A 26,810-nucleotide genomic window follows, 5' to 3' on the forward strand; every position below is an offset into this window, starting at 1 on the left:
GGATGGCCCCGAGCCGCCGTGGCAACACGCGGTCCCGCCACTCCTTCGGTAGCGAGCCGCGTGCTGGAAGAGGACGCTGGATGAAGGGGCAACGTGATGGAGAGACATCTCATGGCTCGGACCAGCACAGACCAGAAGCCGCACACACCATTCCTTTCCCGCCCCGGTGTCCGCCGCCTCACACCGTTCGTTCTGATCACTGCGATCGCTCTGGTCTTCATCTTCGAAAACCGCGCGAGTACCAAGATCCGCCTTCTCATCCCAGAGGTGACCATGCCGCTCTGGGGTGCCCTTCTGATCGCCTGGGGCCTCGGCATGTTCGCCTGTGCTTTTACCGTGCGTCGGCGCCGGGACCGACATACACGACGACCGGGTGTGTGATTCCCTGCGGCTCCTGCCCCCGCAACCGCGTCGATATAGCCCCTGGCCTGCACAGATGGTCTGCGAACTACTCATCAAGAGCTACCCGTCAGGCACTCCGAGGTGCGCAGCGCACCCGACAGGACGAGATGGGAAGTGCCCGACCGGCCGAACGCGAATGCGCGGCTGTGTGGGCCGTACGACACAGCCGTACGGCACAAAGGAGCCGGCGATGACCAGTCATGGAGTGGGGCCCGCTCGGGAGCGGCGGTGCGGAGTTCAGAGAGGACCGGTATCGGCAGCGGCTGGGTGGTCTTCGGTGGCCCGATGACGCTCTTCGCGGGCATCGCCGCCATCGCCGATGACGAGGTGTTCGTCGCCACCCGCAACTACGTGTTCGAGTTCGATCTCACCGGATGGGGCTGAATCCATCTGATCATGGGCGTAGTCATCACTCTCGCCGGTGGCGCCCTGGCCGCCCCCTCACACACGCCGACCGGGTCGGCCACGGCTCACAGGCCCTGCTGACCGACGCCGTCACCCACCGCGAACTGGACCCGCCGACGCAGTCGAAGCGCCTTCCACTAACTCCGCTGCGCGCAGGCGCCTTTCGGTCAATGTTCGGCATAGGCACCGCCATGCGCGGCTTGTGCGGGTTTGCGGTATGGCGGCGCTTGCCGCGCGCTTAGACGATGCCCCCTGCGTCCGCCGTTGCGTCATCGCCGACGGACATCGGAAAACACGGGGGTGGAAGTTGTCGTTTGCGGAGCACCAGTCGATCTTCTCGTCGCCCGCGGTACCTCTGGGGACTGCGGAAGTTGCCGGGGAAGTGATCCGGCACGGGGCGTACACGGAGGGCGTCACCCGCCGATTGAGCGCCGCCGCCTTCGCCCGCACGGACTGGCTGGCCGTACTCCGCGCCCAACTGGCAGAACTGTGGAAGGCGCTGAAGGCAGCCGTGCGGAAACGGCTGCGGTGGCTGCTTCCCGCCAAGGATGAAGAGAAGCCGCTCAGCTCGTCCGAACCGACGCCACCCTCGGTCGTGCTTGGCGAGGACTACGCGGTCTGGGTCCGGCGCCGCATCAAGAAGTCGGCGCGACCGGTACCGGTGTACGGGTTCCACCAGGAACCCGTCCTTCACGCCAGCGACCGTGCCATCCGCCACATGCGAAGACGCCGCTTAGCCGTCACCGCAGTGATCGTGCTCGTCGTCTGGCAGACCATCGCCGACGCTCTGACGGCGAGCTGGGCCGCCCTGGCCCTGCTGGCCGGCGTGTGGGGCGTCTATCTCGTCGATCGCTACCTGGCGCAGGTGCGGCTCAACGCCCTGCTGGCCGGCGAACTGCACGCGCCTTCGGCGGCCGTGCAGGCTCACGCCCTGCCGTATCTCCACGAACGTGGCCCAAGCGGCGAACGGCACCGGTTCCTCGGGGCAGGTCTTCAGGCATGGCACGAGGCGGTCATCGGCATCGACGTCGAGCGCGCCCCTGAGGGCCAGGACGAGGAAGATGACACCACCGGGCTGCCTCCAGGCTTCAGTTCACCGGCGCAGAGCCCTGGCCAGCCCGACATGGCGGAGGTGGCCAAGGCCGTCTTGGATGCGCTGGCCAAGCACAACAAGCCGGTGGCCCGTAAGCCGCTGAAGCACTTCACAGCCGCCCAGTTGCACGCCCACATCGCACGCCGCCTGGGCGACCCGGCGCCCTCCCATCACCGTGATCACCCGAAACTGCGTGTGGAGGTCATCGGCATCGCCGGCATCCACTTCAAGCGGTGGGACCAGATCGACGACGACATGTGGCGTAGCCTGCACACCCTCGCCGTGGACAACCTCGGCGACAAGCCCGCCGAGGAGATCGCCCGCCGCTACATATGGGCCCGGGTCACCGCCTGGAACGGCGACCTCATCGCCGCCATACTCGTCCACTTCGCCTATCAGGGCGGGTTCCTGCGTGTCACCGTCCGCCCGCACATCATGGGCCCGCTCAACCCGCAGGTCGCCGGTCTCGCTTCCGCCGACCTCCGCAGTCTGAAGTGGCTCGGCCGCACCGCCTTCAACGCCCTCGGCGACATCTACGTCGGGCTCGACCGGCTCATACGGCGCAAGCCCCGCAAGCGCCCCGAACTCGACCCTGGCAGCGGACCGGTCAGCCTCCGCGAGGTCTACAGCGTCCGCTGGCTCGAGGACATGCACATGTACGACGACGCCCGCTATTACGTGCAGATGATGCAGCGCCGCGTCTTCGACTCCACCGAGATCTTCCTGCGCGACCACAACGTGGACATCGCCGCCTACCAGCAACAGGCTACCGCGATCTACAACTTCGGCGTCATGAACGGCGGCACCATGACCGGCCCCGTACAGGCCACGCCGTTCTCCAACAACCCCTCGATGACGAACTGACCCACGAGCCCGCCAGGAGCCCCGCATGGCCATCCGCCGCCAGCCCGACCCGATCCCGAACGGCCCCAACTTCGGCATCATCAACAACGGTCACATGACCGGCCCTGCCCAAGCCGCGCCGTTCTCCCAGAACGCCACCCAGACCAACCACATCACCAACGAAGCCGTCGACAAGGCCCGCGAGAGCATCACCGACCTGCGACGGCGCCTGGAGGAACTGCGCGGCCAGTACCCCGAAGTGGACGCCGCCCTGCGCGACCTCGACATGATCACCCCGCACCTCGACGAACCCGACCGCGATCCCCGCACTCTGCGCTACATGCTCCAGAACCTCGTCGAACGCTGCGGCGGCATCCCCAACCTCCTCGCCGGCGCCCAGCTCGTCCAGTCCACCGTCACGGCGCTGCTACCCGGCTCCTGACCACCGCAGCCCCTCAGGTTCAACCAGCGAGCCTTGGCTCCAGCAGGTCCAAGGCTTCCTCCCAACGAAAGAGATCCGCGCCACCGCCCGCCTTGGGGCGATGTGGCTCGTAGCTACCGATCAGGACTCCCATCCCGCCCAGCCGCTCCAGGCTCTCCCGGTATGCGGGGTGGGCGGCCTGGGCCGCGTTCAGGTAAGGCAGGACGGCGGTGGGGATGTCCATGCCGTACGCCTCGCACAGGATGCCCAGGGCGAGGGTGTCGGAGATACCGACGGCCCACTTGTTGACCGTGTTGACTGGACTGCCGGGCGCGGCAAGGGATCCGGCAGCCGCGGCAAGGGCGGCCGCACTACCCTCGCCGCCCGCGTCGACGAGGCGTTCGACGCCATTCCCGAGGCAGTCACGCTGACGGCTGGCTAACTCCTCGGCTCGACTTGACGGTTCCGCCGACTACCTGTGGTGAGTCACCCATGGCGGCGACAGGCTCCGAGGAGCCCTCCGACTGAGACTGGGCGAATGGCAGGCAGAGAAGCGAACCAGGTTCCTCATCGGACCGAGCGAGGAGGAACCGGCCACTTGGCCAGGTCCGCGACGAACTCGCTGTACGAACGGTTCGATCCTATGGGCTCGTTGATCAGTCCGTGGGCCAGAGCCTTGGAGGCGATCTCCGGCCCGTCGCTCTCCCGGTAGCGCGGGCACTGGAGCTCGGTTGCGAGGTCTTCCTTGGGGGTCTGGCGTCGGCCCGTGTCTTTGCCGCGCCACGAGGCGGGAAGCTTCCAAGACGGCCTGTGAAGAGGGAACGCGTCGGGGAACAGCATGAGCCACGCTTCGGACTCGGCGGCGGCGAGAGCGTAGACGGACGAACCTTCTCCAGATGCTTTGGCCAGTGCCACGGAGACGGTTCGACGCGCGCTGTCGTAGGCCGGACCGGGGCAGGCATCCATGTCTTCGTGGACAGCGATGCCCACGAACTCCGCCTCCTTCAACTTGGCTTTGCCGCGTGCCTTCTTCACCAAGGTGTTCGCGGCCGTCGCCAGTTCGATGCCCGACTTCTTCCGCAGCCGCACCGGGTCGGTGATCTCGGTGAGAACTACGGCAGCAGCAAGGTCCGGGTAGGCGGCCTTGATGAAGGCAGCCAGTATGCGACGGTCATTGGAGCTTTCGCCCGCAAGGACGACGATCCCCCTGCCGGATGCCTTCTTTATGCCTCTGCGGCTCACAGTTCGTCCCCTGTCAGGTCGCCGCCCAGCACGCCGGAGAACCACAGCTCACCCAGTGGCTGGTCCCCTGTCTCCGCAACGATTGCCTTGACCTCGTCCATCGAGAGCGCCGGGATGATGGAAGCGCCGTCCTCGTCACGGTCGCAGACTAGGAACTCCCGGGGCTCCAGGCGGTCAACGAGTGCCGGAGAGTGCGTGGCCACGATCAGCTGAGTCCGTTCGGATGCCTCGCGTAGCCGCTCCACGATGAGTTCGAGGGCTTGAGGGTGCAGACCGTGGTCGATCTCCTCAACGCAGGTAAGCGCCGGTGGGTGAGGGTCGTAGAGCATGGCCAGCAAGCCCAGAAGGCGAACTGTGCCGTATGACGCGTCGGCCAGCGGGGTGGTACGGCGGAGGCCTCGTTCATGAAGTACGACAGCAAGTCGATCCGCATAGCCCCCGACTTGCTCGAATTCGATGGCCTCCAGTTGTGGCAGCAGTCGGCGCGCGTCCTCCGTCAGAAGGCTCCAGAGTTCCTCGTTGGCGCTGAGTTGGACAAGAAAGGCCGCCAGGTTCTCCGCATGCGGTTCCAGACGGCCGGCGAGCGTGGAGCGCGCCCTGGTCGGTTGACGCGCGGCGGCCACATTCACATCGAACACCCGGAACGAGGAGAGACGCTCGGCCACACGCGTCACCTCCTCGCCGCCGTCAGAGCGGCCAAGGCGCGGCAGCGTCGACAGTCCGCTGCTCAGCCGCTGGATGCCGAAGCTGCCGCCGTCCGACTCCCGGCCTGCGCGATCGTCGACCACACGGGCCTCTCCGCCCGAGATCGTGATACGCCGTCCTCGGCCCTGTGTGCGCTTGAACTGGAAGCTCTCCTCGCGTGACAGGGTGTAGGAGTCGCGCTTGCTCGGCGCGGAGCGCCTGCGAATGGTCAGCGAGTACTCGTCCGGCGCCTTGAGACTCGCATGGGTCGTCCAGGTGGCCTTGAGATGGATCTTCAGCGAGGTCGGAGGCTTTTCACCACCCCAGAAGGCCACTTCGTCGAAGCCACCCTGTTCGTCGAGAGCCGGCTGAAGATCTGTGCGAATGATCGCGGCGAGGAAGTCGAAAACCTTCAGCACATTGGACTTGCCGACCCCGTTCGGGCCCACGAGCACAGTCAGCGGACCGAGAGGGATGGTCACGTCTCGCAGGCTGCGGAAGTTCTCGACGTGGAGTTCCAAGAGGCGGCCGGGCATGGGATGAACCTATCGGGTGGGTGATACCGGAGTGGGAAAGTGGGCGCACTGGGTCAAAGCAGCGTAGGGGCTCCGACTGACAGCCAAGCTCTCCTGCAACGAAGCCGGGCCTGGCATGCCCGCACCGGTCACCGCAGTGCGTTTAGGTCGAACCACACCGCCTTGCCTCCGGGTGGGCCGGGCCGCCGCAGGGGAGGGCCTGACTCGTTCCCCAGCAGCCGTCCGTGAGGGCATCCACGAGGTAGAGCCCGCGCCCGCTCGTTTCCCACGTCTCGGGCGTCGATCCCCTTGTGGTCGGCGGATTCTTGTCCCCGTCGTACACGACCACACGCACTCGCTCGGGTTCCACCGCCATCCACAGCGTCGCGCCATCACCCCCCTTCGCGTGCACGCAGGCATTCGTGACGAGTTCGGAGGTGCACAACGTCGCCGCGTCCACCAGCGCGTCGAGTCTCAGCGCGCGCAGGACAGAGGCGACGAAGTCGCGGGCGATGTGCGGGGAAGTCTCCAGGCTTGGGCAGAACATGGCGTACGAGGGCATGGGGCATCAACTCCGTTGCGGTGAGGGAGCCCTGCGGTGTTGGTGACCTCGCCTCGGGTGTCGACGGCCCGGGGTGGCACTTCCAACTTGCGTTGGGCAAAGGAACATTGCGGATGAGTGACCGATCAGACACTCTCCGTGAGCATGCGAAGACAGTACTCGATATATTTGCAACGCCGCAACCGCGTCGCTGCATTGACCAGGAGGACACCATGCCGCCGAGGGGCACACCCACCGCACGCCAGGCACGCCTCGGTGCGGAATTGCGCAAGTTGCGCGAGGCGGCAGGCGTGGTTTCCCGTGACGTCGCCGCCTGGTTGGGCACGAGCCAGGCGCAGATCAGCAACATCGAGGCCGGGAAGCACGGAATCAGCGAGGAAAGGCTGCGCAGGCTGGCCGAGTTCTACGAGTGCGACGATGCCCCACTCGTCGAGGCGCTGGTCGAGATGGCCATTGACCGGGACAAGGGCTGGTGGCAGGAGTTCCGGGACTTGATGCCCACGAAGGCCCTCGACCTCGCCGAGTTGGAGCACCACGGCGCGTACATCCGCACCTTCCAGGTCGTGCACATCCCAGGGCTTCTCCAGACGGAGGACCACATTCGGGCGGCTTCAAGGTTCGTCGAGCCGAGTCTGCCGAAGCGCGAGCTGGAGAATCGCGTCGCGTTCCGTCTCCGCCGCCAACAGGTGCTCGATGCCGGACGTCCGTACGACGCGGTCGTTCACGAAGCGGCCCTACGCATGCGCGTTGGTGGCTCCAAAACGGCCCGCGCGCAGCTGGAGCGCATCCTGCAAGAGTCCGAGCGGAAGTGGGTCACCATCAGAGCCATCCCGTTCACGGCTGACGACTTCGCGGGGATGGGACTGTCGATGTTCTACGTCGGCGGCAAGGTGCCCCAGCTCGACACCGTGCAGGAAGATACTGGTCATGGGAGCCTTTTCATTGACGCAAGCGCCAAACTGCACCGCTACAGAGGCCGCTTGGACCGCATCAGCGGCATCGCCCTCGACCCAGCACCCTCGCTGGACCTCATCCGCTGTATCGCCAAGGAACTCTGAAAGGCAGCCCATGCCCCCGAACCTTCAATGGCAGAAGTCGTCGTTCTCCGCAGGGGACGCCGACAACGAATGCCTGGAGATAGCCGCCTCCCCCACGACCCTCCACCTCCGGGAAAGCGACCATCCCACCACCATCCTCACCCCGCCCCGCGCCGCTCTCCAGGCGCTCTTCGCCGAGGTGAAGGGGAAGCGGTGACCAGTCGGTTGTTGATGCCGTGGCGGGGTGCTGAGGTTCGGCCGGGAGCGGCGGCGGGCGGGGGCGGTTCGACGCGGGCCACCGCCATTCTGGACTGGGAGCAGCCCCTTGTGGCGGCGCTCGTGGAGCGCGTACGGCGCGAGGCGGGGCCGGGGGCAGCGGCTCGTGCGGTGCTGCAGGTGGCGCACGGAATCATCGCGCGTGAGGTGCGGCCGGTGTACTCCGTGGAGGACCGGCACCCGGCCTCGCGGACGCTGCGGCTGGGGCGTGGTTCCTGTAGTCAGCGGATGGCTGTGCTGGAGGCTGTCGCGCGGGCGATGGGCGTACGTACGCGGGTGCGCGGACTGCTGGTCGACGGGGCCTTCTGGTATCCGCGATTTCCCCGGCACAAGTTCCTCGTGCCGGAACAAGTGCTGCTCGCCTGGCCCGAGTTCATGCTGGAGCGGGACCAGGAGTGGGTGCCGGTCGGGGAGTTGTTCGACGGGGTGGCCGGAGGCGGCGAAGCCTTCAGCAATCGCGGCGGCGAGACGCTCTTCGATGCGGTGGCGCGGGTCGGCGTGGACTGGAGCGGGTCGGTGAGCTGCGGTGCGCAGGGCGGCACGGCGTGCGATCTGTCCGCCCAAGTCCTCGTCGATCTCGGGTACTTCGACTCTCGTGACGAACTCTTCGAGCAGCATGGACAGACGCTGTGCCGCCCGGCTCGCATCCTCCTGGAACCGGTACTGGGGCGCTGGAGCGCGGGCGCCCGCGTCACAGGCACGACGGCCTGAGCCGGGCCGACGCCGACCGATCGACCGCCGCGTCGGCGCCGGCAGGGAAGACTTCCGGCAGGGAAGACTTACGGGTTACCTCCAATAACCGCCCGGCCACTTTTGACGATCCCCTCACCTGCGTCCGCGGACCCGGGCTCGTTAGCGTCTCGCCATGACGCGACGTACGCGACGTAAACGGACCGGGACGGGGCGGATCAGGGCCTTACAGCAGGCGCGGGAACGGGCGCTGCGGCGGCGGGAGGGCAGGCTGTCCGGCGGATGGCTCCGGCGCCTGGGAGGGCGGGCCGAGCGGGTCCGTCCCTGGCTGCAGATCGTGACCGACCTCGCCACCCTCCTCGCACGACTGGTGAGGTGACCGGTAGTCCGGTGGTGCTCAGCCCACCGTCCGCGCCATCCGCCGCACCGCCTCCGTGAGCAGTTCCTGCGACGTCGCCAGGTTCAGGCGTACGTGGCCCGAGCCGCCCGTGCCGAAGGGGATGCCGGAGTTCAGGGCGACTCGGCCCCGGTCCAGGAAGGCGGACGCCGGGTCGTCGCCGAGGGGCAGGGCCCGGCAGTCCAGCCAGGCCAGGTAGGTGGACTCGGCGGGGGTGTAGCGGACGGCGGGGAGGTGTTCGGTCAGGAGGGTGGACAGGAGCCGGCGGTTTTCGTCGATGCCCGTCAGCAGTGCGTCGAGCCAGGGGCCCGCGTCCCGGAGGGCCGCCGTGTGGGCCAGGATGCCCAGGTGGCTGGGGCCGTGGCTCACCTCCTCGGGGAGCTCGGCCAAGTCCGTGGCCGCGTCGGGGCCCGCGATGGCCACGGCCGCCTTCAGGCCCGCCAGATTCCAGGCCTTGGAGGCGGACATCAGGGAGAAGGCGTTCTCGCCGCCGGGGACCGTCAGGTACGGGACGAAGCGGGCGCCCGGGGACACGAGCGGGGCGTGGATCTCGTCGGCCACCACGCGTATGCCGTACATGTGGGAAAGCCTTGCCACGGCGGTCAGTTCGGCGGCGGTGTGCAGCGTGCCGGTGGGATTGTGCGGGTTGCAGAGCAGATACGCGGCCCGGCGGCGCCCGCCCTCGGTGACCCGGTCGAACGCCGACTCCAGCTCCGCGAAGTCCAGGCGGCCGTCCTCGCCGAGCGGCGCCTCGACCACGGTGCGGTCCATGTTCCGTACGAACTGGTAAAACGGCGGGTAGACAGGGCAGTTGACGACCACCGAGTCCCCGGGGCTCGTGACCAGCTTCAGCATCTCGACGATGCCCAGCATCACGTCCGGCACGATGGCCGTACGCTCCACGGCGAAGTCGTCCCAGCCCCACCTCTTCCCGGCGAACTCCGCCAGCGCCTCGGCGTACCCCGTCCCGGCCGGGTAGCCCGTGTCGCCGAGCGCGATCGCGTCCGTGAGGGCACGCGCGATCGGCTCGGCGAGCGGGACGTCCATCTCGGCGACCCACAAGGGCAGTACGTCCTCCGGGAAGGCGCGCCATTTCGCGCTCGTACGGCGGCGGAGTTGTTCGAGGGAGAGTTGGCGGAGGGGGTTGGGGTGGGAGGGAGCGGCTGGAGTGGCGTCAGGGGCGGTTTCAGGCAGCATGGGGAAGATTCTTCCCCGTACGGGCGGAAGAATCTTCCCCGCATACCTCGTACGTCTCGTTCATGCGACCAGCGTCACCGCTCCCACCGCCGGTGTCCGCAGTGTGCGGCGGGCCGTGGCCAGGCTGGTCGCGAAGGTCGCCGCCGTGGCGATCGCGACGATGGCCAGCCAGGTGCCGAGGCCCTGGTCCGGCAGGAGTGAGTCCGTACGGACCGCGGTGAAGGGGATGAGCCCGGCGAGGCCGGCCGCCGTACCGAAGAACACGCCCGTCGCCGTGAGGACGAGGGACTCGACGCCGACCATGCCGAGGACCTGGCCCGGCGTCGCGCCCGCCAGGCGCTGCTGGCCGAACTCCCGACTGCGGTAAGTCGTCGCCGCGTACAGGGAGTTGATCAGCATGATGCAGGAGAAGACCACGATGATGCCGACGACCGTGAGGTTGAGGGTCTCGAGGTTCTTGGCGTCGACGGACTTCGGGACGCCGGACGCGTCGATGGCGTCGTTCTCGACCGCCTGCATATAGAGGGTGGCCGTCGCCATGCCGGTGAAGAGGATCAACGGCATGAGGACACCGGACAGTTGGGCGGCGCGCTGCCGCATGTTCCGTACGGCGAGATAGCCGCTCGGGCCGGAGAGGAGGAGCCGGTCGAGTACGGCCGTCAGCAGCTTCGGCGAGAGGAGTGCGAAGCCGACGGCGAGGAGGATCGCGCCGTACGCGGGCGGGGCCATCAGCGCGGCGTCGGTCGCGGAGAAGGCGAAGGTGGAGCAGACCGCCAGACCGCCGAGTGTCAGGGCGGCGTACGTGAAGAACTTCCGCCCCTTGCCTTGGGGTTGGCGCCTGCGCGTCGCCCGCCGTATCGCGAGGAACGCCGCACCCGCCGAGGCGAGGAGTGTGATGGCGACGCCTGACTGGAGCGCGATGGGGCCGAAGGAGTAGTCGACGGAGTCGGCCACCTGGCCGCTGTCCTGGAAGAGGGACAGCAGGGCGTGGCCGCCGAGCATCGCGGGGGCGATCGCGAGCAGCGCGGCAAGGAGGGCGACGGCTGTCGCCTCCCCCACGACCATGCGTTTGATCTGCGCCGGGGTCGCGCCCGAGGTGCGCAACAGGTCGATTTCGGCGGTTCGTTGGCGGACGTTCACGGTGAGGGTGGAGGCGATGGCGAAGAACACCAGCAGGGTGCCGTAGCCGCCGACCACTCCTGCCGCGGTGGACAGGGTCTCCGCGCTCGTCGCGTCGACGCCCTTCGCGCCGGCCGTGTCGTGCATCGAGTTGAACGTCATGATGATCGTCGCGCCCAGGAAGGCGGACAGAAGCGTCGCGGTGAAGCGGCCGGGGCGTTGCCGGATGGAACGCATCGCGAGAGCAAGCATGGTGAACACGGCTCACACCCCCGCCATCATGTCGTCGCCCAGGTGCGCCAGGCGTTCGGCGACCGCGTCCGCCGTCGGACGGCGCATCTCGCCCACGAGGCGGCCGTCGGCCAGGAAGAGAACCGCGTCGGCGTACGACGCCGCCACCGGGTCGTGGGTGACCATGACGACCGTACGGCCGTGGATCCGTACCGCCTCCTGGAGCAGGCGGAGGACGTCGCGGGCGCTTCGGGTGTCCAGGGCGCCGGTGGGTTCGTCGGCGAAGATCACGCTGGGTTCGGTGACCAGGGCTCGGGCGATGGCGACGCGTTGGCGCTGACCGCCGGAGAGCTGGTCGGGGCGGGCGCCGAGGCGGCCTTCGAGGCCGACGGACGCGAGGATCTCCTCCACGCGCTCGCGGTGGACGCGGCGGCGGGCGAGCTTGAGCGGCAGGATCGTGTTCTGGGCGACGGTGAGTGTGTCCAGGAGGTTGTACTGCTGGAAGACGAAGCCGATGCGGGTGCGGCGGAACCTGGTGAGTTCCGCCTCTGTTCCTCCGGTCATCTCGGTGCCGTCGACCATGACGATGCCGGTGTCCGGGGCGTCGAGGCCTGCCGCACACTGGAGGAGCGTGGACTTGCCGGAGCCTGAGGGGCCCATGACGGCGGTGAAGGTGGCTCGGGGGAGGCTGAGGGTCACCTCGTCCAGTGCGGTGACCTTGCTGTCGGCGGTTCCGTAGGTCTTGGTGACCTTTACCAGGCGTAGGGCTTCGGTGGAGCCTGTGTTGGTGTCGTGCGTACGTCGATCGGTTCGGCGAAGCATGGTTGTCACCCTCCTTTGGGCACTCCCTGTGCCCCGCGAAAGACGCTACGGAGGGCACGGGGCAGGCACATTGGGCGCAGAACCCGTACTGGGAGGTGTACTCAGCGACACCTCGTCCACCGGGAACCCCCCTTACGTACCGCTCACCGTGAACCCGATCGCCGAGCCTCCGCTCTCCCTTCGCCGGGCGAACGGCTCACCCCCGTTGTTACCTGGGTACGCCGACTGGGGTGTCCGTACGTCGCAGCAGTGCGCGCAGTCTGGCGAACACCTCGTCGACGTCGAAGGGTTGACGACGTAGTCGTCGGCTCCGGCGTCCAGACCGGCGATGCGGTCGGCGGTCTCCACGCGCGCGGTGAGCATCAGGATCGGCGTACGGTCGCCCTCGGCACGCAGGACGCGACACACCTGGAGGCCGTCGATGCCCGGCATCATGACGTCGAGGACGAGTACGTCGGGCGGGTGGCGATGGGCCCGCGCGAGTGCCTCCACGCCGTCGGCGACGGCCGTCACCTCGTACCCTTCAAGCGTCAGGGCGCGTTCCAGGGCGTGGCGGATGGCGCGGTCGTCCTCGGCGAGCAGCACGTTGTGGGGCACCCGACCAGTCTGCCAAGGCCTGGGATACGTAGTACCTGATGAGCAGGGGCACAACCGGGCCTCTTACCCGGTTCTCACCCCGCTGGGACCGGTGGCTTACCTCGCCCGGCCACCGTCTCCCCTGGGACCAGGGCGACGAGCCGCGACGGGGAAGGCACGTACCGTATGAAGCGTAGGAAGACCGCGAAACGCATGAGGATCGTGTTCCTGCTGCACAACGCTTACGCCATCGGGGGCACCGTCCGCACCACACTCAACCTCGCCGCGGCGCTCGCCGACCGGCACAGGGTCACGATCGTTTCGATGTCGCGGCACCGGGACGTGCCGCGCTTCGACGTCGACCCCCGCATCACACTCGTACCGCTCGTGGACACGCGGGAGGGCAGCGCCGACCTCGCCGATCCCCTGCACGCGGAGCCGGCGAGCGACTTCCCTTCCGCCGACAAGCGGTACAAGCAGTACAACCGCCTCACCGACATCCGCGTACGCGACTATCTGGCGGACTGCGACGCGGATGTGGTGATCGGCACACGCCCCGGCATCAACGTCTACGTCTCCCGCTTCGCCCCGCCCCGCGCCCTGCGCATCGGCCAGGAACACCTGAGTCACGATGCGCACAGCAAGAAGCTGCGGGCCGTACTGGCCGAGGAGTACGGCGAGTTGGACGCGCTCGTGACGACGACGAAGGCGGACGCGAAGGTGTACCGGAAGCGGATGCCGCTGCCGGGCGTACGGGTCACGGCCGTGCCGAACATCGTGCCCGCCCCGCGCGGCGTGGCCCCTTCCACCGGGGACGCGAAGGTGATCGCGGCGGCGGGGCGGCTCGTTCCCGGCAAGCGGTTCGACCTGCTGATCGAGGCGTTCTCGGCGGTCGCCACGAAGGAGCCGGAGTGGCGGCTGCGGATCTACGGCGGCGGGACCCAGCGCGAACACCTCCAGTCGCTGATCGACGGCCTCGGCCTGACCGGCCGCGCCCAGCTCATGGGCCCGCGCACCCCCATCGAGGCGGAGTTCACCCAGTCCTCACTCGTGGTCAGCGCCTCGGACGCGGAGTCGTTCGGAATGACACTCGTCGAGGCGATGCGCTGCGGCGTGCCCGTCATCAGCACGGACTGCCCCCTCGGCCCCGCCGAGATCATCACCCCGGGTGTCGACGGCCGCCTCGTCCCCGTGGGCGACACCCGCGCCCTCTCGGAAGCGATGCTCGACCTGATCGCGGACGAGTCCGCCCGACGGGAGATGGGGCGGGCGGCGCTGGCGAACGCCCACCGCTATGACGCCGAGCCCATCATCGAGCGCTACGAGGGGTTGTTCGGGGAGCTCCGGGCTGTGCGGCGGCGGGCTCGGATCGAGCAGTGGAAGCGGAGGGCTCGTCGGATGGTTCCGGGGCGGGGCGGGCGCTCCGAGGCGGCGGCTGCTTCGCGTGCGTGAGCGCGAACTTCGCAGGGGTGACGCCTACTTCGCGTGCGTGACCGCGTAGATCATGACGAACGCCACGATGTGGATGCCGAAGAGGAAGTACGCCAGATACCACCAGACGTAGCGTTCGTTCTTCTTCTCCTGGGCCAGGCGGCGTTTTTCCGGGGAGTCGGGGGACTCGGCGGAGGCGCCCTGGGAGTCGGGCATCACAACTCCCTGTGGACCTTCGTGTTGGAGGCCTGGGCCCGGGGGCGGACGATCATGAGGTCGATGTTGACGTGGGAGGGGCGGGTGACCGCCCAGGCGATCGTGTCGGCCACGTCGTCGGCGGTCAGGGGCTCGGCCACGCCCGCGTAGACCTTCGCCGCCTTCTCCTCGTCGCCGCCGAAACGGGTGAGGGCGAACTCGTCCGTCCTGACCATGCCGGGGGCGATCTCGATGACGCGCACCGGGGTTCCGACGATCTCCAGGCGAAGGGTCTCGGCGAGTACGTGGGCGCCGTGCTTGGCGGCGACGTAACCGGCGCCGCCCTCGTACGTGCCATGGCCCGCGGTGGACGACAGCACGACCACCGTGCCGTCGCCGCTCGCCGTGAGCGCGGGGAGCAGTGCCTGGGTGACGTTGAGCGTGCCGATGACGTTCGTCTCGTACATCTGACGCCAGTCCGCCGGGTCGCCCGTCGCGACCGGGTCTGCGCCGAGCGCGCCGCCCGCGTTGTTGACCAGCACACCGATCGTGCGGAACGCCGTCGCGAACTCGTCCACCGCCGCGCGGTCGGTGACGTCGAGCGCGTACGCCGCCGCCTGGTGGCCCGCCGCGTTGAGCTCCTCCGCCAGCGCCTCGATACGGTCCTTGCGGCGGGCCGTGAGGACCACCCGGTAGCCCGCCGCCGCCAGCTGCCGCGCCGTCGCGGCCCCGATGCCGCTGCTCGCACCGGTGACGACAGCGATACGGGAGTTGGGGGCGGGGGCGGTCATGGGCTGCTCCTCGGGCGGGCGTACGGGTTCGCGCTCTCTCGCGCGAGCCGGCGTTCGAATCCCCGCCAGGATAGGCCGGTGACGAGTACGGACGTCGAATGCCCTGGCAACGGCAGCCTCAGCTTCCGCCCCGGGGCGCGTACATGATCACGGCCATGCCCGCCAGGCAGATCAGGGCGCCGATCACGTCCCACCGGTCGGGCCGGAAGCCGTCCGCGACCATGCCCCAGGCGAGGGAGCCGGCGACGAAGACTCCGCCGTACGCGGCGAGAATGCGGCCGAAGTTCGCGTCGGGCTGGAGGGTGGCGACGAAGCCGTACGCGCCGAGGGCCATGACCCCGGCGCCGATCCACAGCCAGCCGCGGTGTTCGCGTACGCCCTGCCAGACCAGCCATGCGCCGCCGATCTCGAAGAGTGCGGCGAGGACGAAGAGGGCAGCGGAGCGGGCGACGAGCATGCGTGCAGCTTCGCATGGGGCGGTGTGTGTGCCGACGGGCCGGTTCCGTCACCTGTTCGCGGGGCTTGTCGGGGGTACCCGGTGGGATACATCCCCGTATGACCCTGTCCAGGTCCATGTCCATGTCCAGGTCCGGCACAACCACCGATGCGCGGCGCAGTCGTCTGCTCTCCGAGCTGGCCACCGAGTCGCGCCGCTGCATGGCCTTGTACGCCCTCTTCAACCAGGCCGTCGCCGACCAGCTGAACCTGCACCCCACGGACCTGCAGTGCCTCAACCTGCTCAGCCTCGAGAGAGGGCCGGTCACGACGGGGCGCGTCGCCGAGCTGACGGGGCTGACGACCGGCTCGGCGACGCGGCTCGTGGACCGGCTGGAGCGGGCCGGGTACGTCGTACGGCAGCGGGACGCCACCGACCGGCGACGCGTACTCGTGGCGACCGTGCCGGAGAAGGCCGAGGAGTTCGGCCGGATGTGGCGGCGGCTGAGCGGCGACTGGTACGCCCTCTTCGAGGAACTCGGGGACGACGAACTCGCCCTGCTCATCGGTCACATGAGGCGGACGGTGGAGTTCACGGCGACACAGACCGCTCGGCTTCGTCGTAGCGCTCCCGTGCCTCGTTGACCTCCTCGATGTGCACCTCCGCCCAGTCCTTCACTGCCACGAGGAGGCTGCAGAGGTTCATGCCGAGCGGAGTGAGTTCGTAGTCGACGCGCACCGGCACGGACGGCGTGACGGTCCGCGCCACGATCCCGTCGCGTTCCAGTGAACGCAGCGTCTGCGTCAGCATCTTGGGGCTGACACCCGCGATCTTGCGGCCGAGGTCGCTGTAGCGCATGGGCCCGGAGGCGAGCGCGGAGACGACGAGACTGACCCACTTGTCGCTGATGCGGGCGAGGAGCTGGTTGGTCGGGCAGGCCTTGAGGAAGGCGTCGTACTCGATCCGCGCCTGCTCACGCCGCTGGGCTGCCGTCTTGGTCGCCATGGCTCACGCCTCCGCACACCTCTGGGTGATGTACGCACCTTCAAGTGCCTACTTACGAAAAGATAGTAGCTCTTCCTAGGGTTGCCACAACGGGTTGGAAACCAGAATGAATCACCTGCAATAGGGAGAATTGACATGCGTGCAGCCGTGGTGACGACCTTCGGCGGTCCGGAAGCCGTGGAGATCATCGAGACCGACGTGCCGGAGCCGGCCGCCGGCGAGGTGCGGATCAAGGTCGCGGCCGCCACTCTCAACCCGGTCGACGCAAAGGTGCGCGCGGGCGTATTCGGTGGCGCGGGCGAGCGGCACGGTCTCGGCGGGGACGTGGCCGGGACGGTCGACGCGGCCGGGGCGGCGGCCGGCTGGAGCGTCGGCGACGAGGTGGTCGCGCTCGTGCCCTCCGTGGGCAAGCCCCTTGGCGCACACGCCGATTACGCGATCGTGGACGCCGACGCGGTGTCCAAGGCACCCACCACGGTCGACGCCGCACACGCCGCCACACTCCCGCTGAACGCCCTCACCGCCGCCCAGGCCCTGGATCAGCTGGACCTCCAGAAGGGCCAGGAACTCCTGGTGACGGGTGCGGCGGGCGCCGTCGGCGGTTACGCCGTCCAACTCGCCGCCCACCGCGGCATCTCCGTGACCGCCGTGGCCCGCGAGAGCGACGAGCAGCTCGTACGTTCCCTGGGAGCGGCCCACTTCGCGTCGTCGGGCGCCGTCGAGGCGGGCAGCGTGGACGCGGTGCTCGACACCGCGGTCCTCGGCGAGGCCGCGCTGGAATGGGTGCGCGACGGCGGCGCGTACGTCGGGGTCATCCCGCAGGGCGCCCCCGCCTCCGTACGCGGCGTGCGGACCGACACGGTGTCGGTGACCCCCGACGGAGCGCGCCTCGCGGAGCTGGTAGCGCTCCTGGACGAGGGAGTGCTGACGGCGCGAGTGGCCGAGACGTACGCCCTGGCCGACGCGGTCAAGGCGCACGCCCGATTGGCGGAGGGCGGCGTGCGGGGACGTATCGTGCTTGTTCCTTAAGGGCTGTGCCACTGCGCATACGCCGCCGGAGGCACCCCCACCGTCGACGTGAAGTCGCGTACGAGGTGGGCCTGGTCGGCATAGCCGAGGTCGGCGGCGAGGGCGGCCCAGTCGATGTCCCGCCGGGTGCCGGCCAGCTCCAGGGCCTCGTGGATCCGGTAACGGAGAATGATCCACTTCGGGCTGACGCCGACGTACGCCGCGAAGAGCCGTTGCAGCGCCCGTACCGAGACGCCCTCCGCGCGGGCGAAGTCGTCGACGCGGCGTACGGTGCGGTTCGCGCGGATGCGGGTGACGAGGTCGATGGCGAGGTCGGCCTGCGGGTTGGGGGCCGGGGCGAGGGAGAGCAGGAAGGCGTCGAGCGCGGCGATCCGGGCGGCGTCGTCGGCGGGGCTCACGACCTGGCGGGCGGTGTCGCAGGTGGCCTGCGCGAACACGTCCTGGGCGGGCAGTACGCGGCCCGTCCACCGCGACACGGGCACGTCCGGCACGAACGGCCGGAAGCCGCCGGGCCAGAACTTCGCCCCGCACACCCGCCCCCACCCCGTCAGCTTCCTGGTGAACAGCCCGAGCGCGACACCGTGCACCTCGCCGTAGGGCGCGCCCTCGCCCTCGTCCCACTGGAAGGAGACGTTGACGGACGGGTGCGGGACAACCTGGGAGACGTACGGCTCGGGCAGGTCCCAGTCGATGAACCAGTACGTCTCGACATGGCGCCGCAGCGGCTCGGCGGGCTCGTGACGACGGAACCGTACGCGGGTCAGAAGCCCCGAGGGGTCGACGATGCCCCGTGTGTCGCGGATCCCGCGGTTGTCGCGGCGGGGTACGGCCATGTCCGGATCGTATGCCGTCGCGTTTCTTCAAGAGGGTGCTGCGGGACGTTCGTACGGTCGTCGCATGGACACGAACCACGATGTGAACCAGCGGACATACGCCATCGGAGATCTGCTGGCGACGGCGGCCGAACGGGCCCTACCGGTGATAGGGGCACTTCCCGACGAACGACTGGCCGACCCCACACCATGCGCCGACTACGACGTAAAGGCCCTGGTCAACCATGTCCTCCACGTGGTTGTGCAATTCCAGAACCTGGCCGCCAAGAAGGACTCGGACTTCACCGCGACCCCGGACTACATCGCCGCGGATCCCACCTGGAGGGACCGTTTCGCAACCGAGTCGAGCCGCCTCGCGGCGGCCTGGTCCGCACCGGGCGCCGAGGAGGGCACGACCGGCGCCATGAACATGCCCGCACGGATCGTCGGCTCGCTGGCCCTGCTCGACCTCACCGTCCACGCATGGGACCTGGCCCGCGCCACGGACCAGGAACACCGACTGAACGACGCCACCGACCCGGTACTCGACCAAGTCACCGCAACGGTTGGGGAGATGGCACCAACCGCCCGCGCGATGGGGATGTTCGCCGCGCCGGTACCCGTGCCGGAGGGGGCGAACGCCTTCGACCGGCTGCTGGCGGAGACGGGCCGCGATCCACGCTGGGCCCGGACCGGGCGGTAACGGGGGGCGGGCACGGGCGGGCCATCACCGAGGCATCGGGCCACGAATTCGAGGTGGCTGCCCTCGGGAGTCGGGGGGGCATCGTCGGGAAAGTGTGACACTTTCGCGAAAAGTGTCACACTTTCCCGACGATGGGTCCTGGCCACCCGTCCATGACTAACGCCCGCCCGGCCAGCGGCTCCCTGACCACCGCTCCTGAACACCCTGGTAGTCGATCACAAAGACCCCCTCCTCCCGCAGGAGTTCACGAGCTTCGGCCGACATCAGAAACTCATGGTCGGTCTGCCGCACACGCCACCCCCCGGGCTCGACCACCCGCGACTCCGCGTCCCCCACCCCGGGATGCACCGCCCACTCGCTGAGCCCGACCGGCAACTCCCGCAGCAACCGGGCATACCGAGCCGCCTTGCCGTCGAGCCCCAGCGAGAAGCTGTCGAGGAATTCGTTGTCGGTGACCGGCAGCCCGCGCACCCTCCGCCGCCCGGCCTCACCCCAGACCCGTACAGCCAGCCCGTACTCGCCGGCCAACGCCAAGGTCAACTCGAAAATGTCCCCCCGCCCACCATCGGCCAGGCAATGCCAGTCCAGATGAGTAGGCGCCAACCCGGCCTCCAGCACGGCTTGGACCTGCGCCCGAAACTCGACCTCGATCTCCTCGATCCGAGCCCGCCCAAGCAACTCGTCACGCTTACCCGGCGAGAACAACTCCCCGGCCTCATCGAGCAACGACCCAACCCGCTCCTTCGAGGCAACCGGCCCCCACGCCCCCTCCGCATCACACACCAAGGTGAGATGAATCCCGAACGGAATCCCCGGCCGCTCCCGCAACAACCGCATCGCCTCTCCGGCCCCAGGACACGGCACCATCAGGCTGCACGAACTCGCAATCCCGCCCTCGATCGCCTCGACGACGGCGGCATTGATCCCACGACGCATCCCGAAGTCATCACAGTTGACGATGAGGACACGAGCGTCGGCGGGAAATCCCAACAACTCACTGGACAGCACGACGGGTTCAGTCACCCCCGCAGTGTGAACTCCACGGACGAAAACACGCTCGCGATTTACGCGGCCACGCGCGCGTGCAGAGGCGGTGTCCCTGTGGTGTTACGGAGTCTGGCGTGGCGGTGTGTCAGTGGCGCGGCGGTGGGCCCAGGGCGAGTCCCACGGCCTGAGCACTTCTTCCCGTCATGTTCACGCGTCGCTCGTTTGAGCGCCTGAAGGGCACACTCCCCCTGCTTGTTCAGGCTTTCGGAGGGACAGGGGTCCTGCGCCCGCGATGCGTGTACGTCCGGGGTGTGCGCGTCCGCGTGGGACTGTCCCGACCACCGCCCCGCCGGCGATACATCACTTCTGCGGACGCCCACGCGGGGCGACGAAAAGCGCATCACATAACTCACAAGGGTGAACCGGATGGATCACCCATACGGGACGTCAACTACCCAGCGCTAAAGCGCTGGGCTTGCACAACGGGCATCACTGGATGTGACGCTGCGTTTGCGTCCAGCCCCACCCCGACGTTTCGGGGGTGGGGCAGGGGCCGTTGACTGGGCCCCGCGTCGCCACAACTCCCACGCGCGAGCGCGGATGTTGCGGGAGCCGTTCCGGTCCGCGTGAGCAACGAATCCGCAGTTCCGGCACGCGAACCAGGCCTGACTGACCCGGTTCGCCCGGTCGATGTGCCCGCATTCGGCGCAGGTGCGGGAGGTGTACGCCGGATCGACGTGCACCACCGGTACCCCGGCCTTGCGGGCCTTGTACGCGATGAACTGCCCCAGCTGGTGAAAGGACCAGCTGGAGTGGGTGGCCCGTTGGGGCTTGCGAAGCCGTACCCGCTCGCGGATCCCTGTGAGGTCTTCCAGGGCGATCCCGCGACCGGTGCGTTCTGCCTCGGCCACCACATGTTTCGCGATCTTGTGGTTGATGTCCTTCGCCCGCCTGGCCTCCTTGCGGCGCCGCTTCTTCAGCCGGCGCCTGGCGGACGGGGTGTTCTTCTTCTGCAGCCTGGTGCGGAGTTTCCGCTCCCGGGTCCGGATGCGGTTCAGCTCACGCCCGGCCATGATCTCGCCGTCACTGGTGGTGGCGATGTTCACGATGCCCAGGTCGATGCCGAGGAAGTCCACCGGATCCGTGTGCGGCTCGGCCTCGGGGACCTCGCAGGTCGCGCTGAGGAACCACAGGCCGTCCCGGCAGACCAGGTCGGACTCGCCCTGGCGGTACAGCGCCAGGGTGGCCAGTTGCTCGGCCGAGGCGGTGAACGCCACGTTCTTGATCCGCCCGGAGACCGTCCAGATCGACACCGTCCGGTCCGGGATCTGCCAGGACAGCATCCGGTCGTCGTAGGGCTGCGCGCCCCGCGGGCGGAAGGCGATCGGCTTCTCGGTCGCCCGGCGGTAGCGCTTCGAGCCGGGCCGGCCCAGGTGTCCGGCCTTCAGGTTCGCCCTGAGCGTGGTGTACGCGTCGCACGTCTTCTTGATGACGTGCTGGGCGGCCTGTGCCCCCAGCCCCCAGCGGGACTTGACCTCGCCGTAGACCCGCCTGCGCACGGTGAAGTTCTTGAACTCCCCGCGCTCGAAGGCCATCTCACTCACCCAGGTGGCGGCCTGGTTGCAGGCGTGCAGGGTCGCCTCGAGTGCCGCCGCCTGCGCGGGCGTCGGCAGCAGCTTGACCTGCACCACCAGCTTCACAAGCACCGAACGTACACAGCTGTGCGAGACGGCACCGCACGTCCGGAGTCGATCACCTGAACGAGTGACACGCAGGGCCGTGCGCCGACGCCTTCACCAGACGAGAGATCCGACCGCTCCGCGGCCGGGCAGACCTCATGATGCTGCGGCGCCCCGCGCCGCCTGGCCAAAGATACGAGTCCCCCGGGCGTGAACGCCCGGGGATCCTCGCAAGACTCTGCTGAACAACGATGCTGCCGCCGCCATGGAACTCGGCCGAACCGAGAAGAGCTGCTATATCCGCCTCTGGCGCCTGCGCACCGGTCAAGTACCGATGCCCAGCGGCAATCAATGATCGATTGAACCTCGGGCCCCGGGCTGTTACAGCTCGGGGCCCATCGGGCGTCTGATTCAGCCCTTCACACAAACGACCTGCTTCAACTTCGCCACGACCTCCACGAGGTCGCGCTGCTGATCGATGACCTGCTCGATCGGCTTGTACGCGCCCGGGATCTCGTCGACGACGCCGGAGTCTTTACGGCACTCCACACCCCGCGTCTGCTCTTCCAGGTCCTTCGTCGAGAAGCGACGCTTCGCCGCGTTGCGGCTCATGCGCCGACCGGCGCCGTGCGAGGCCGAGTTGAAGGACTTCTCGTTGCCGAGGCCCTTCACGATGTACGAGCCGGTGCCCATCGAGCCGGGGATGATCCCGTACTCGCCGGAGCCCGCACGGATCGCGCCCTTACGGGTGACGAGGAGGTCCATGCCCTCGTACCGCTCCTCGCTTACATAATTGTGGTGGCACGAGATCTCCGGCTCGAAAGTCACCTTCGCCTTCTTGAACTCGCGGCGAATCACTTCCTTAGAGATCGCCATCATGATGGCACGGTTGTGCTTCGCATACTCCTGCGCCCAGAAGAGGTCATGCCGGTAGGCCGCCATCTGCGGTGTATCCGAGACGAAGACAGCCAGGTCGCGGTCGACAAGCCCCTGGTTGTGCGGGAGCTTCTGGGCGATACCGATGTGGTGCTCCGCAAGTTCCTTACCGATGTTCCGGGAACCGGAGTGCAACATGACCCAGACCGAATTGTCCGAATCGAGGCAAAGCTCCCAAAAATGATTTCCCTGGCCAAGGGTTCCCATTTGCGTAGTCGCCCGCCCCTTACGGAACCGCACCGCTTCCGCAACCCGGTCGAACCGCCCCCAGAAGTCATCCCACCCCGCGGTGGCCAACCCATGGAACCGCCCCGGCTCAACGGCAGTGTCATGCATCCCCCGCCCCACCGGAATAGCCTGCTCAATCTTCGACCGAAGCCGAGAAAGATCCCCCGGCAGATCATTCGCCGTCAGCGACGTCTTCACCGCCGACATCCCGCACCCAATGTCGACCCCGACCGCAGCAGGACACACGGCACCCCGCATCGCGATCACAGACCCGACCGTCGCGCCCTTCCCGTAGTGCACGTCCGGCATCACGGCCAGCCCCTTGATCCACGGCAACGTGGCGACGTTCTGGAGCTGCTGGAGGGCTCCGCCCTCGACCGACGCCGGGTCCGTCCACATGCGGATCGGGACCTTCGCTCCCGGTACCTCTACGTACGACATAACGTCCTCATTCCCCCGTAAAACAAACAAAGTTCGGGCATCGCAAATACCGGTGGCAAGGTCTACGAAAGGGGTGACCGACCGGCGTTCACGGCCGTGCGTGCGATAGACATTGTGGTCATCGGCCACCTTCGGGCGGCAAGCGAATAAGCAGAGCGAGAGGAGCCCCCGTGCAGCGGAAGGCGTACGTATTCGGCGTCGCCGCGCTCCTCGCGGCGACGGCGACGCTGGCCGGCTGCACCGGTTCGGACGGCGGCGAGGAGCCGGCGGACTCGAAGCGGGACGGTTCGGGTACGACGGCCAGCGCGGCGGAGCCCGGCCGGTACCGCACGCTGCCGGAGCCGTGTGGCGCCGTCGAGCGGGGCACGCTTGATTCGCTGCTGCCGGGGCTCAAGCAGGTCACGGACGGGGAGCAGCGGGAGAAGGCGTATGCGGGGACGCCGACGCTGACGTACGACACGGACCGGAAGGTCGGCTGTCGTTGGACGGTGGAGGCGACGAGTGCGACGGATCGCTTGTGGGTGGACTTCGAGCGCGTGACCTCGTACGACAACGCTTTGAGCGACGACAGCCGCGCCTCGCAGCTCTATGCGACGAAGGAGGAGGTGGCGGATCTGCCCGTACCTGTCCCGTCCGAGAGCGCTTCCCCGACCACGACTCCGACTGCGGATGAATCCGGTACGTCGGACGAAGCGACGGGCGGCGCGACAGACGAAACGGCTGGCGATCCGTCAGGCGACGCAACAGGCAGCGCGGACGACAGCTCAGACGACAGCGACGGCAGCTCCCCCACTCCCACCGACGACGAGAGCGCCACGCCGGGCTCCCCCTCCCCCAGCACCACCCCCGCCGCCCTCCAGCCCCGCACCCTCGACGATCTCGGCGACGAGGCCTTCCTGGACGACGCGCTGGGCGCCTCCCGGCAGCGGACGGTGACTGTGGTGTTCCGCACGTCCAATGTGATCGTGACGATCCGGTACGACGAGCAGCCGACGAGTACGACGGACGTCCCGAGCAGCGAGGACATGCAGGAAAGGGTGCGGGAACTGGCCGGCCAGCTCGACGACACGTTGAACGAGTAGCGGTCGCCCCGGAGCCGTGAGGCTGGGCGGAATGGAAGTCACATCCGTCCCGTACGGCGTACCGTGGCCCCTCGGACCCGACCGCACGCACACAAAACGCGTCTTGAGTGAAGGAACCATGCACCGACCCGCACGACTCACCCGCATCCTCGTCAGCGCAGCCGTTGTTCCGGTGGTGCTCGTCGCCGCAGGCTGCTCCTCGGATTCCGGCTCCGACTCCGAATCCGGTGACTCCGCGAAGAAGGACTCCGGCGCGAAGGCGTCCGCCTCCGCCTCGAAGGCGGCGGTGGTGAAGGAGGCCGCGTACGCGCAGTTGCCGGAGCCGTGCAAGGTGTTCTCGTCGAAGACTCTGGGCGAGCTGGTACCGAAGGCCTCCAAGTCCGGCAAGGAGGGCAGGTCGGACGACACGGCGACGCGCGGCAGCTGTTCCTGGGACAGCCTGGAGGACAAGGGCGTGAAGGGTTCCCAGTTCCGCTGGCTGAGCGTGTCCCTGCTGCGCTTCGAGTCGGACGAGACCCGGGGTACGGGCGAGAAGCTGGCGTCGACGTACTACGCGGAGCAGGTCCAGGACGCGCAGTCGGAGACCGGCGCGACGAACGCCAAGTCCGAGCCGGTGTCCGGTACGGGCAACGAGGCGACGTCGGTGAGTTACGACCTGAAGAAGAAGGAAGGCACCTTCAAGCAGCAGGCGGTCGTGGCCCGGGCCGAGAACATCGTGGTGTCGGTGGACTACAACGGCGCGGGCCTCGCGGGTGACAAGGCTCCGAGCGCGGAGGACCTGTCGAAGGCGGCGCTGAAGGCGGCGAAGGAGGCCGTGCAGGCGGTGGTGACCGCCAATCAGGCCGGCGGATCGGGATCGGGTTCTGGCTCCGGAGCGAGCGCGAGCCCGAGCAAGGGCGCGAGCGAGGCCCCGGCCAAGGATGCCAAGCCCTCCGCCTCGGCCAGCGAGTCCCCGGCGAAGAAGGACTGAGAAGAGGGGCTGAGGGGGCGGTCCCGCCGTATACCGAAGCCGTACCGAAGCGGCGGCGACGCCCTTCCTGCAACCCGTAAGCCGCACGCATGTGCCACCCTGTTCCGCGCAACACGTCGCAACATGTCGCAAAGGGAGAGGAGTACGGGTGGCCGCGCCAATGGAGCTCACCAGGACGCACCGGATCCTCATCGGGGTCGTCGTCTTCGGGGCGGTCGTCATCGCCGCCATCGGTTTCGCCGGTTCGTACGCGGCGGTGCGCGAACTCGCGCTGGAGAAGGGCTTCGGGAACTTCAGTTACGTCTTCCCGATCGGCATCGACGCGGGCATCTGCGTCCTGCTGGCCCTGGATCTGCTGCTGACCTGGATCCGCATCCCGTTCCCGCTGCTGCGTCAGACGGCGTGGCTGCTGACGGCGGCGACGATCGCGTTCAACGGCGCCGCCGCCTGGCCGGATCCGTTGGGTGTCGGTATGCATGCGGTCATCCCGATCCTGTTCGTGGTCTCGGTGGAGGCGGCCCGGCACGCGATCGGCCGGATCGCGGACATCACGGCCGACAAGCACATGGAGGGTGTACGGCTCACCCGCTGGCTCCTCTCCCCCGTCCCGACCTTTCTCCTGTGGCGTCGGATGAAGCTGTGGGAGCTGCGTTCGTATGACGCGGTGATCAAGCTGGAGCAGGAGCGTCTGGTCTACCGGGCGCGCCTTCGCTCCCGTTACGGCCGTGCCTGGCGCCGTAAGGCTCCGGTGGAGTCCCTGATGCCGCTGCGCCTGGCGCGCTATGGCGTGCCGCTGGCCGAGACCGCTCCTTCCGGTCTCGCGGCGGCGGGCATAGAGCCGGTACTGCTGCCTCCGGCGCCGCGTCAGTCGGACCTGGAGCTGGAGCGGGCCGACCGGGCGGTGGACTCGGCGGCACCCCGGCGCGAGCAGCGTCACGACCTCGAGAGCACTCCCGCTCCCGAGCAACTGGAGTACGCACAGGAAGCACCCCAGCCCGACCAGAACCCGTGGTTCAAGCCCCCGCAACAGGAGATCTCCTACGAGGGCGGCTACGACCCGTCGTACGACCCCGAGGAGCAGTACGAAGGCCGGCAGAACGACGAGCAGTGGTACGAGACCCAGCAGGTCCAGGAGTTCCAGCAGGCTCAGGAATTCCAGGAGTTCCAAAAGTTCCAGGAGGCTCAGCAGGCCCATCAGGTCCAGGAGTACGAGCCCGGCCCTGAGGACACGGGCAGTTGGCGCATCCCGTCGGGTCCGGGCGGCCGTACGCGGCAGCTGGGCGAGGGTGGCGGCCCTCCGGAACCCGAGCAGCTTCCCATCCCGGGACGGCGCGAGGAGCCCAGGCTGCCGGACGACATGTCCCGCGAGGACGCGTACTACCAGGTGTTCCGTCAGTCGATCAATGGCCAGGGCCTGCCTACGAAGCAGGAGTTCGGCGCGAACATCGAGGCCGCGTACGGCGTCTCGCTCAGCGACAGCTCCCTCAAGCGCTACATGAACCGTTTCCAGAACCGTCTGAACGCGGAACTGGAGGAGGACCACATCGCGTAACCGTCGTCTATACGTGGTTGG

At 68.3% G+C, this 26,810-nt stretch carries 29 protein-coding genes and 2 pseudogenes; 15 read left to right on the top strand and 16 right to left on the bottom strand.

Translation table 11 applies throughout. The features are described from left to right. The first annotated feature begins 111 nt into the window (after nucleotides 1–111). From ACYVO6_RS28060 to ACYVO6_RS28075, 4 genes are all read left to right on the top strand, one after another. The gene (locus ACYVO6_RS28060; RefSeq protein ID WP_461065873.1) at nucleotides 112–381 is read left to right on the top strand and encodes a hypothetical protein; all 270 of its coding nucleotides are present in this window, start codon (nucleotides 112–114) and stop codon (nucleotides 379–381) included. 249 nt (nucleotides 382–630) lie between these two features. Next, nucleotides 631–786, top strand: a complete 156-nt coding sequence (locus tag ACYVO6_RS28065) for a DUF7144 family membrane protein (protein WP_461065875.1) — start codon at nucleotides 631–633, stop codon at nucleotides 784–786. Between the two features lie 403 nt (nucleotides 787–1,189). Beyond that, complete coding sequence (locus ACYVO6_RS28070) at nucleotides 1,190–2,764, top strand: hypothetical protein (RefSeq protein WP_461065877.1); 1,575 nt, start codon at nucleotides 1,190–1,192, stop codon at nucleotides 2,762–2,764. 25 nt (nucleotides 2,765–2,789) lie between these two features. Continuing rightward, complete coding sequence (locus tag ACYVO6_RS28075) at nucleotides 2,790–3,185, top strand: hypothetical protein (RefSeq protein WP_461065879.1); 396 nt, start codon at nucleotides 2,790–2,792, stop codon at nucleotides 3,183–3,185. A 19-nt stretch (nucleotides 3,186–3,204) separates the two neighbouring features. On the opposite strand, the pseudogene ACYVO6_RS28080 reads toward ACYVO6_RS28075, so the two are convergent. The 4 genes and pseudogenes from ACYVO6_RS28080 to ACYVO6_RS28095 all read right to left on the bottom strand — a co-directional run. Beyond that, a pseudogene (locus ACYVO6_RS28080) lies at nucleotides 3,205–3,480 on the bottom strand (flavoprotein); the annotation flags it as partial. Between the two features lie 251 nt (nucleotides 3,481–3,731). Beyond that, a complete protein-coding gene (locus ACYVO6_RS28085; RefSeq protein WP_461065881.1) occupies nucleotides 3,732–4,406 on the bottom strand; it encodes a hypothetical protein in 675 nt (224 codons plus the stop codon). Then, nucleotides 4,403–5,626: an AAA family ATPase gene (locus tag ACYVO6_RS28090; protein WP_461065883.1), complete on the bottom strand. Its 1,224-nt coding sequence runs from the start codon at nucleotides 5,624–5,626 to the stop codon at nucleotides 4,403–4,405. The genes ACYVO6_RS28085 and ACYVO6_RS28090 overlap by 4 nt, the downstream gene beginning before the upstream one ends. 142 nt (nucleotides 5,627–5,768) lie before the next feature. Next, complete coding sequence (locus ACYVO6_RS28095) at nucleotides 5,769–6,167, bottom strand: ATP-binding protein (protein WP_461065885.1); 399 nt, start codon at nucleotides 6,165–6,167, stop codon at nucleotides 5,769–5,771. Nucleotides 6,168–6,379: 212 nt separating this feature from the next. On the opposite strand from ACYVO6_RS28095, the gene ACYVO6_RS28100 reads away from it, so the two are divergent. From ACYVO6_RS28100 to ACYVO6_RS28115, 4 genes are all read left to right on the top strand, one after another. Beyond that, a complete protein-coding gene (locus ACYVO6_RS28100; RefSeq protein WP_461065887.1) occupies nucleotides 6,380–7,225 on the top strand; it encodes a helix-turn-helix domain-containing protein in 846 nt (281 codons plus the stop codon). Between the two features lie 10 nt (nucleotides 7,226–7,235). Then, on the top strand, nucleotides 7,236–7,421 hold the full coding sequence (locus ACYVO6_RS28105) for a DUF397 domain-containing protein (protein ID WP_461065889.1): 186 nt from the start codon (nucleotides 7,236–7,238) through the stop codon (nucleotides 7,419–7,421). Next, a complete protein-coding gene (locus ACYVO6_RS28110; RefSeq protein WP_461065891.1) occupies nucleotides 7,418–8,191 on the top strand; it encodes a transglutaminase domain-containing protein in 774 nt (257 codons plus the stop codon). Before ACYVO6_RS28105 ends, ACYVO6_RS28110 begins: the two co-directional genes overlap by 4 nt. Before the next feature lie 154 nt (nucleotides 8,192–8,345). Next, a complete protein-coding gene (locus ACYVO6_RS28115; protein WP_461065893.1) occupies nucleotides 8,346–8,549 on the top strand; it encodes a hypothetical protein in 204 nt (67 codons plus the stop codon). An 18-nt stretch (nucleotides 8,550–8,567) separates the two neighbouring features. On the opposite strand, the gene ACYVO6_RS28120 is transcribed toward ACYVO6_RS28115, so the two are convergent. The 4 genes and pseudogenes from ACYVO6_RS28120 to ACYVO6_RS28135 form a co-directional block, all read right to left on the bottom strand. Continuing rightward, nucleotides 8,568–9,764 (bottom strand): MalY/PatB family protein, encoded by a 1,197-nt coding sequence (locus tag ACYVO6_RS28120; protein ID WP_461065895.1) that lies wholly within the window; start codon nucleotides 9,762–9,764, stop codon nucleotides 8,568–8,570. Nucleotides 9,765–9,824: 60 nt separating this feature from the next. Continuing rightward, entirely contained in the window at nucleotides 9,825–11,135 is a 1,311-nt protein-coding gene (locus ACYVO6_RS28125) for an FtsX-like permease family protein (protein ID WP_461065995.1), read from the bottom strand. 12 nt (nucleotides 11,136–11,147) lie between these two features. After that, a complete protein-coding gene (locus tag ACYVO6_RS28130; RefSeq protein ID WP_461065897.1) occupies nucleotides 11,148–11,936 on the bottom strand; it encodes an ABC transporter ATP-binding protein in 789 nt (262 codons plus the stop codon). Nucleotides 11,937–12,153: 217 nt separating this feature from the next. After that, nucleotides 12,154–12,533, bottom strand: a pseudogene (locus ACYVO6_RS28135) (response regulator transcription factor); the annotation flags it as partial. Between the two features lie 192 nt (nucleotides 12,534–12,725). On the opposite strand from ACYVO6_RS28135, the gene ACYVO6_RS28140 reads away from it, so the two are divergent. Further along, on the top strand, nucleotides 12,726–13,964 hold the full coding sequence (locus ACYVO6_RS28140) for a glycosyltransferase family 4 protein (RefSeq protein ID WP_461065899.1): 1,239 nt from the start codon (nucleotides 12,726–12,728) through the stop codon (nucleotides 13,962–13,964). Between the two features lie 24 nt (nucleotides 13,965–13,988). Here the strand turns inward: ACYVO6_RS28140 and ACYVO6_RS28145 are convergent, their stop codons facing one another. From ACYVO6_RS28145 to ACYVO6_RS28155, 3 genes are all read right to left on the bottom strand, one after another. Further along, complete coding sequence (locus ACYVO6_RS28145) at nucleotides 13,989–14,159, bottom strand: hypothetical protein (protein ID WP_461065900.1); 171 nt, start codon at nucleotides 14,157–14,159, stop codon at nucleotides 13,989–13,991. Then, complete coding sequence (locus tag ACYVO6_RS28150; RefSeq protein WP_461065902.1) at nucleotides 14,159–14,929, bottom strand: SDR family NAD(P)-dependent oxidoreductase; 771 nt, start codon at nucleotides 14,927–14,929, stop codon at nucleotides 14,159–14,161. Before ACYVO6_RS28150 ends, ACYVO6_RS28145 begins: the two co-directional genes overlap by 1 nt. A 118-nt stretch (nucleotides 14,930–15,047) precedes the next feature. Further along, on the bottom strand, nucleotides 15,048–15,386 hold the full coding sequence (locus ACYVO6_RS28155) for a YnfA family protein (RefSeq protein WP_461065904.1): 339 nt from the start codon (nucleotides 15,384–15,386) through the stop codon (nucleotides 15,048–15,050). Between the two features lie 98 nt (nucleotides 15,387–15,484). On the opposite strand from ACYVO6_RS28155, the gene ACYVO6_RS28160 reads away from it, so the two are divergent. After that, nucleotides 15,485–16,009 carry a MarR family winged helix-turn-helix transcriptional regulator gene (locus tag ACYVO6_RS28160; RefSeq protein WP_461065906.1) on the top strand — a complete coding sequence of 175 codons (525 nt, stop codon included), beginning with the start codon at nucleotides 15,485–15,487 and terminating at the stop codon, nucleotides 16,007–16,009. On the opposite strand, the gene ACYVO6_RS28165 is transcribed toward ACYVO6_RS28160, so the two are convergent. Next, nucleotides 15,957–16,370, bottom strand: coding sequence for a winged helix-turn-helix transcriptional regulator (locus ACYVO6_RS28165; RefSeq protein ID WP_461065908.1), 414 nt, complete (start codon nucleotides 16,368–16,370; stop codon nucleotides 15,957–15,959). The two genes, ACYVO6_RS28160 and ACYVO6_RS28165, sit on opposite strands and share 53 nt — an antisense overlap. Before the next feature lie 135 nt (nucleotides 16,371–16,505). On the opposite strand from ACYVO6_RS28165, the gene ACYVO6_RS28170 reads away from it, so the two are divergent. Beyond that, nucleotides 16,506–17,399 (top strand): NADP-dependent oxidoreductase, encoded by an 894-nt coding sequence (locus ACYVO6_RS28170; RefSeq protein WP_461065910.1) that lies wholly within the window; start codon nucleotides 16,506–16,508, stop codon nucleotides 17,397–17,399. Here ACYVO6_RS28170 and ACYVO6_RS28175 read toward each other — a convergent pair. Continuing rightward, the gene (locus tag ACYVO6_RS28175) at nucleotides 17,396–18,232 is read right to left on the bottom strand and encodes a DUF6597 domain-containing transcriptional factor (RefSeq protein WP_461065912.1); all 837 of its coding nucleotides are present in this window, start codon (nucleotides 18,230–18,232) and stop codon (nucleotides 17,396–17,398) included. The genes ACYVO6_RS28170 and ACYVO6_RS28175 overlap by 4 nt on opposite strands. Nucleotides 18,233–18,296: 64 nt before the next feature. Between ACYVO6_RS28175 and ACYVO6_RS28180 the strand changes: the two genes are divergently transcribed. Next, complete coding sequence (locus tag ACYVO6_RS28180; RefSeq protein WP_461065914.1) at nucleotides 18,297–18,914, top strand: TIGR03086 family metal-binding protein; 618 nt, start codon at nucleotides 18,297–18,299, stop codon at nucleotides 18,912–18,914. 156 nt (nucleotides 18,915–19,070) lie between these two features. Here ACYVO6_RS28180 and ACYVO6_RS28185 read toward each other — a convergent pair whose 3' ends face one another. The 3 genes from ACYVO6_RS28185 to ACYVO6_RS28195 all read right to left on the bottom strand — a co-directional run bounded on the left by ACYVO6_RS28185 (nucleotide 19,071) and on the right by ACYVO6_RS28195 (nucleotide 23,185). Then, nucleotides 19,071–19,937: a carbohydrate deacetylase gene (locus ACYVO6_RS28185; RefSeq protein WP_461065917.1), complete on the bottom strand. Its 867-nt coding sequence runs from the start codon at nucleotides 19,935–19,937 to the stop codon at nucleotides 19,071–19,073. A 425-nt stretch (nucleotides 19,938–20,362) separates the two neighbouring features. Continuing rightward, a complete protein-coding gene (locus ACYVO6_RS28190; RefSeq protein ID WP_461065919.1) occupies nucleotides 20,363–21,601 on the bottom strand; it encodes an RNA-guided endonuclease InsQ/TnpB family protein in 1,239 nt (412 codons plus the stop codon). Between the two features lie 390 nt (nucleotides 21,602–21,991). Further along, complete coding sequence (locus ACYVO6_RS28195; RefSeq protein WP_461065997.1) at nucleotides 21,992–23,185, bottom strand: RtcB family protein; 1,194 nt, start codon at nucleotides 23,183–23,185, stop codon at nucleotides 21,992–21,994. Nucleotides 23,186–23,355: 170 nt separating this feature from the next. Here ACYVO6_RS28195 and ACYVO6_RS28200 point away from each other — a divergent pair, with 170 nt between their 5' ends. The 3 genes from ACYVO6_RS28200 (at nucleotide 23,356) to ACYVO6_RS28210 (ending at nucleotide 26,789) form a co-directional block, all read left to right on the top strand. Next, complete coding sequence (locus ACYVO6_RS28200) at nucleotides 23,356–24,267, top strand: DUF3558 domain-containing protein (RefSeq protein ID WP_461065921.1); 912 nt, start codon at nucleotides 23,356–23,358, stop codon at nucleotides 24,265–24,267. 118 nt (nucleotides 24,268–24,385) lie between these two features. After that, complete coding sequence (locus ACYVO6_RS28205) at nucleotides 24,386–25,237, top strand: DUF3558 domain-containing protein (RefSeq protein WP_461065923.1); 852 nt, start codon at nucleotides 24,386–24,388, stop codon at nucleotides 25,235–25,237. A 148-nt stretch (nucleotides 25,238–25,385) separates the two neighbouring features. Further along, nucleotides 25,386–26,789, top strand: coding sequence for a DUF2637 domain-containing protein (locus ACYVO6_RS28210; RefSeq protein WP_461065925.1), 1,404 nt, complete (start codon nucleotides 25,386–25,388; stop codon nucleotides 26,787–26,789). Nucleotides 26,790–26,810 lie beyond the last annotated feature (21 nt).

This window comes from Streptomyces pseudoechinosporeus, from assembly GCF_054783935.1.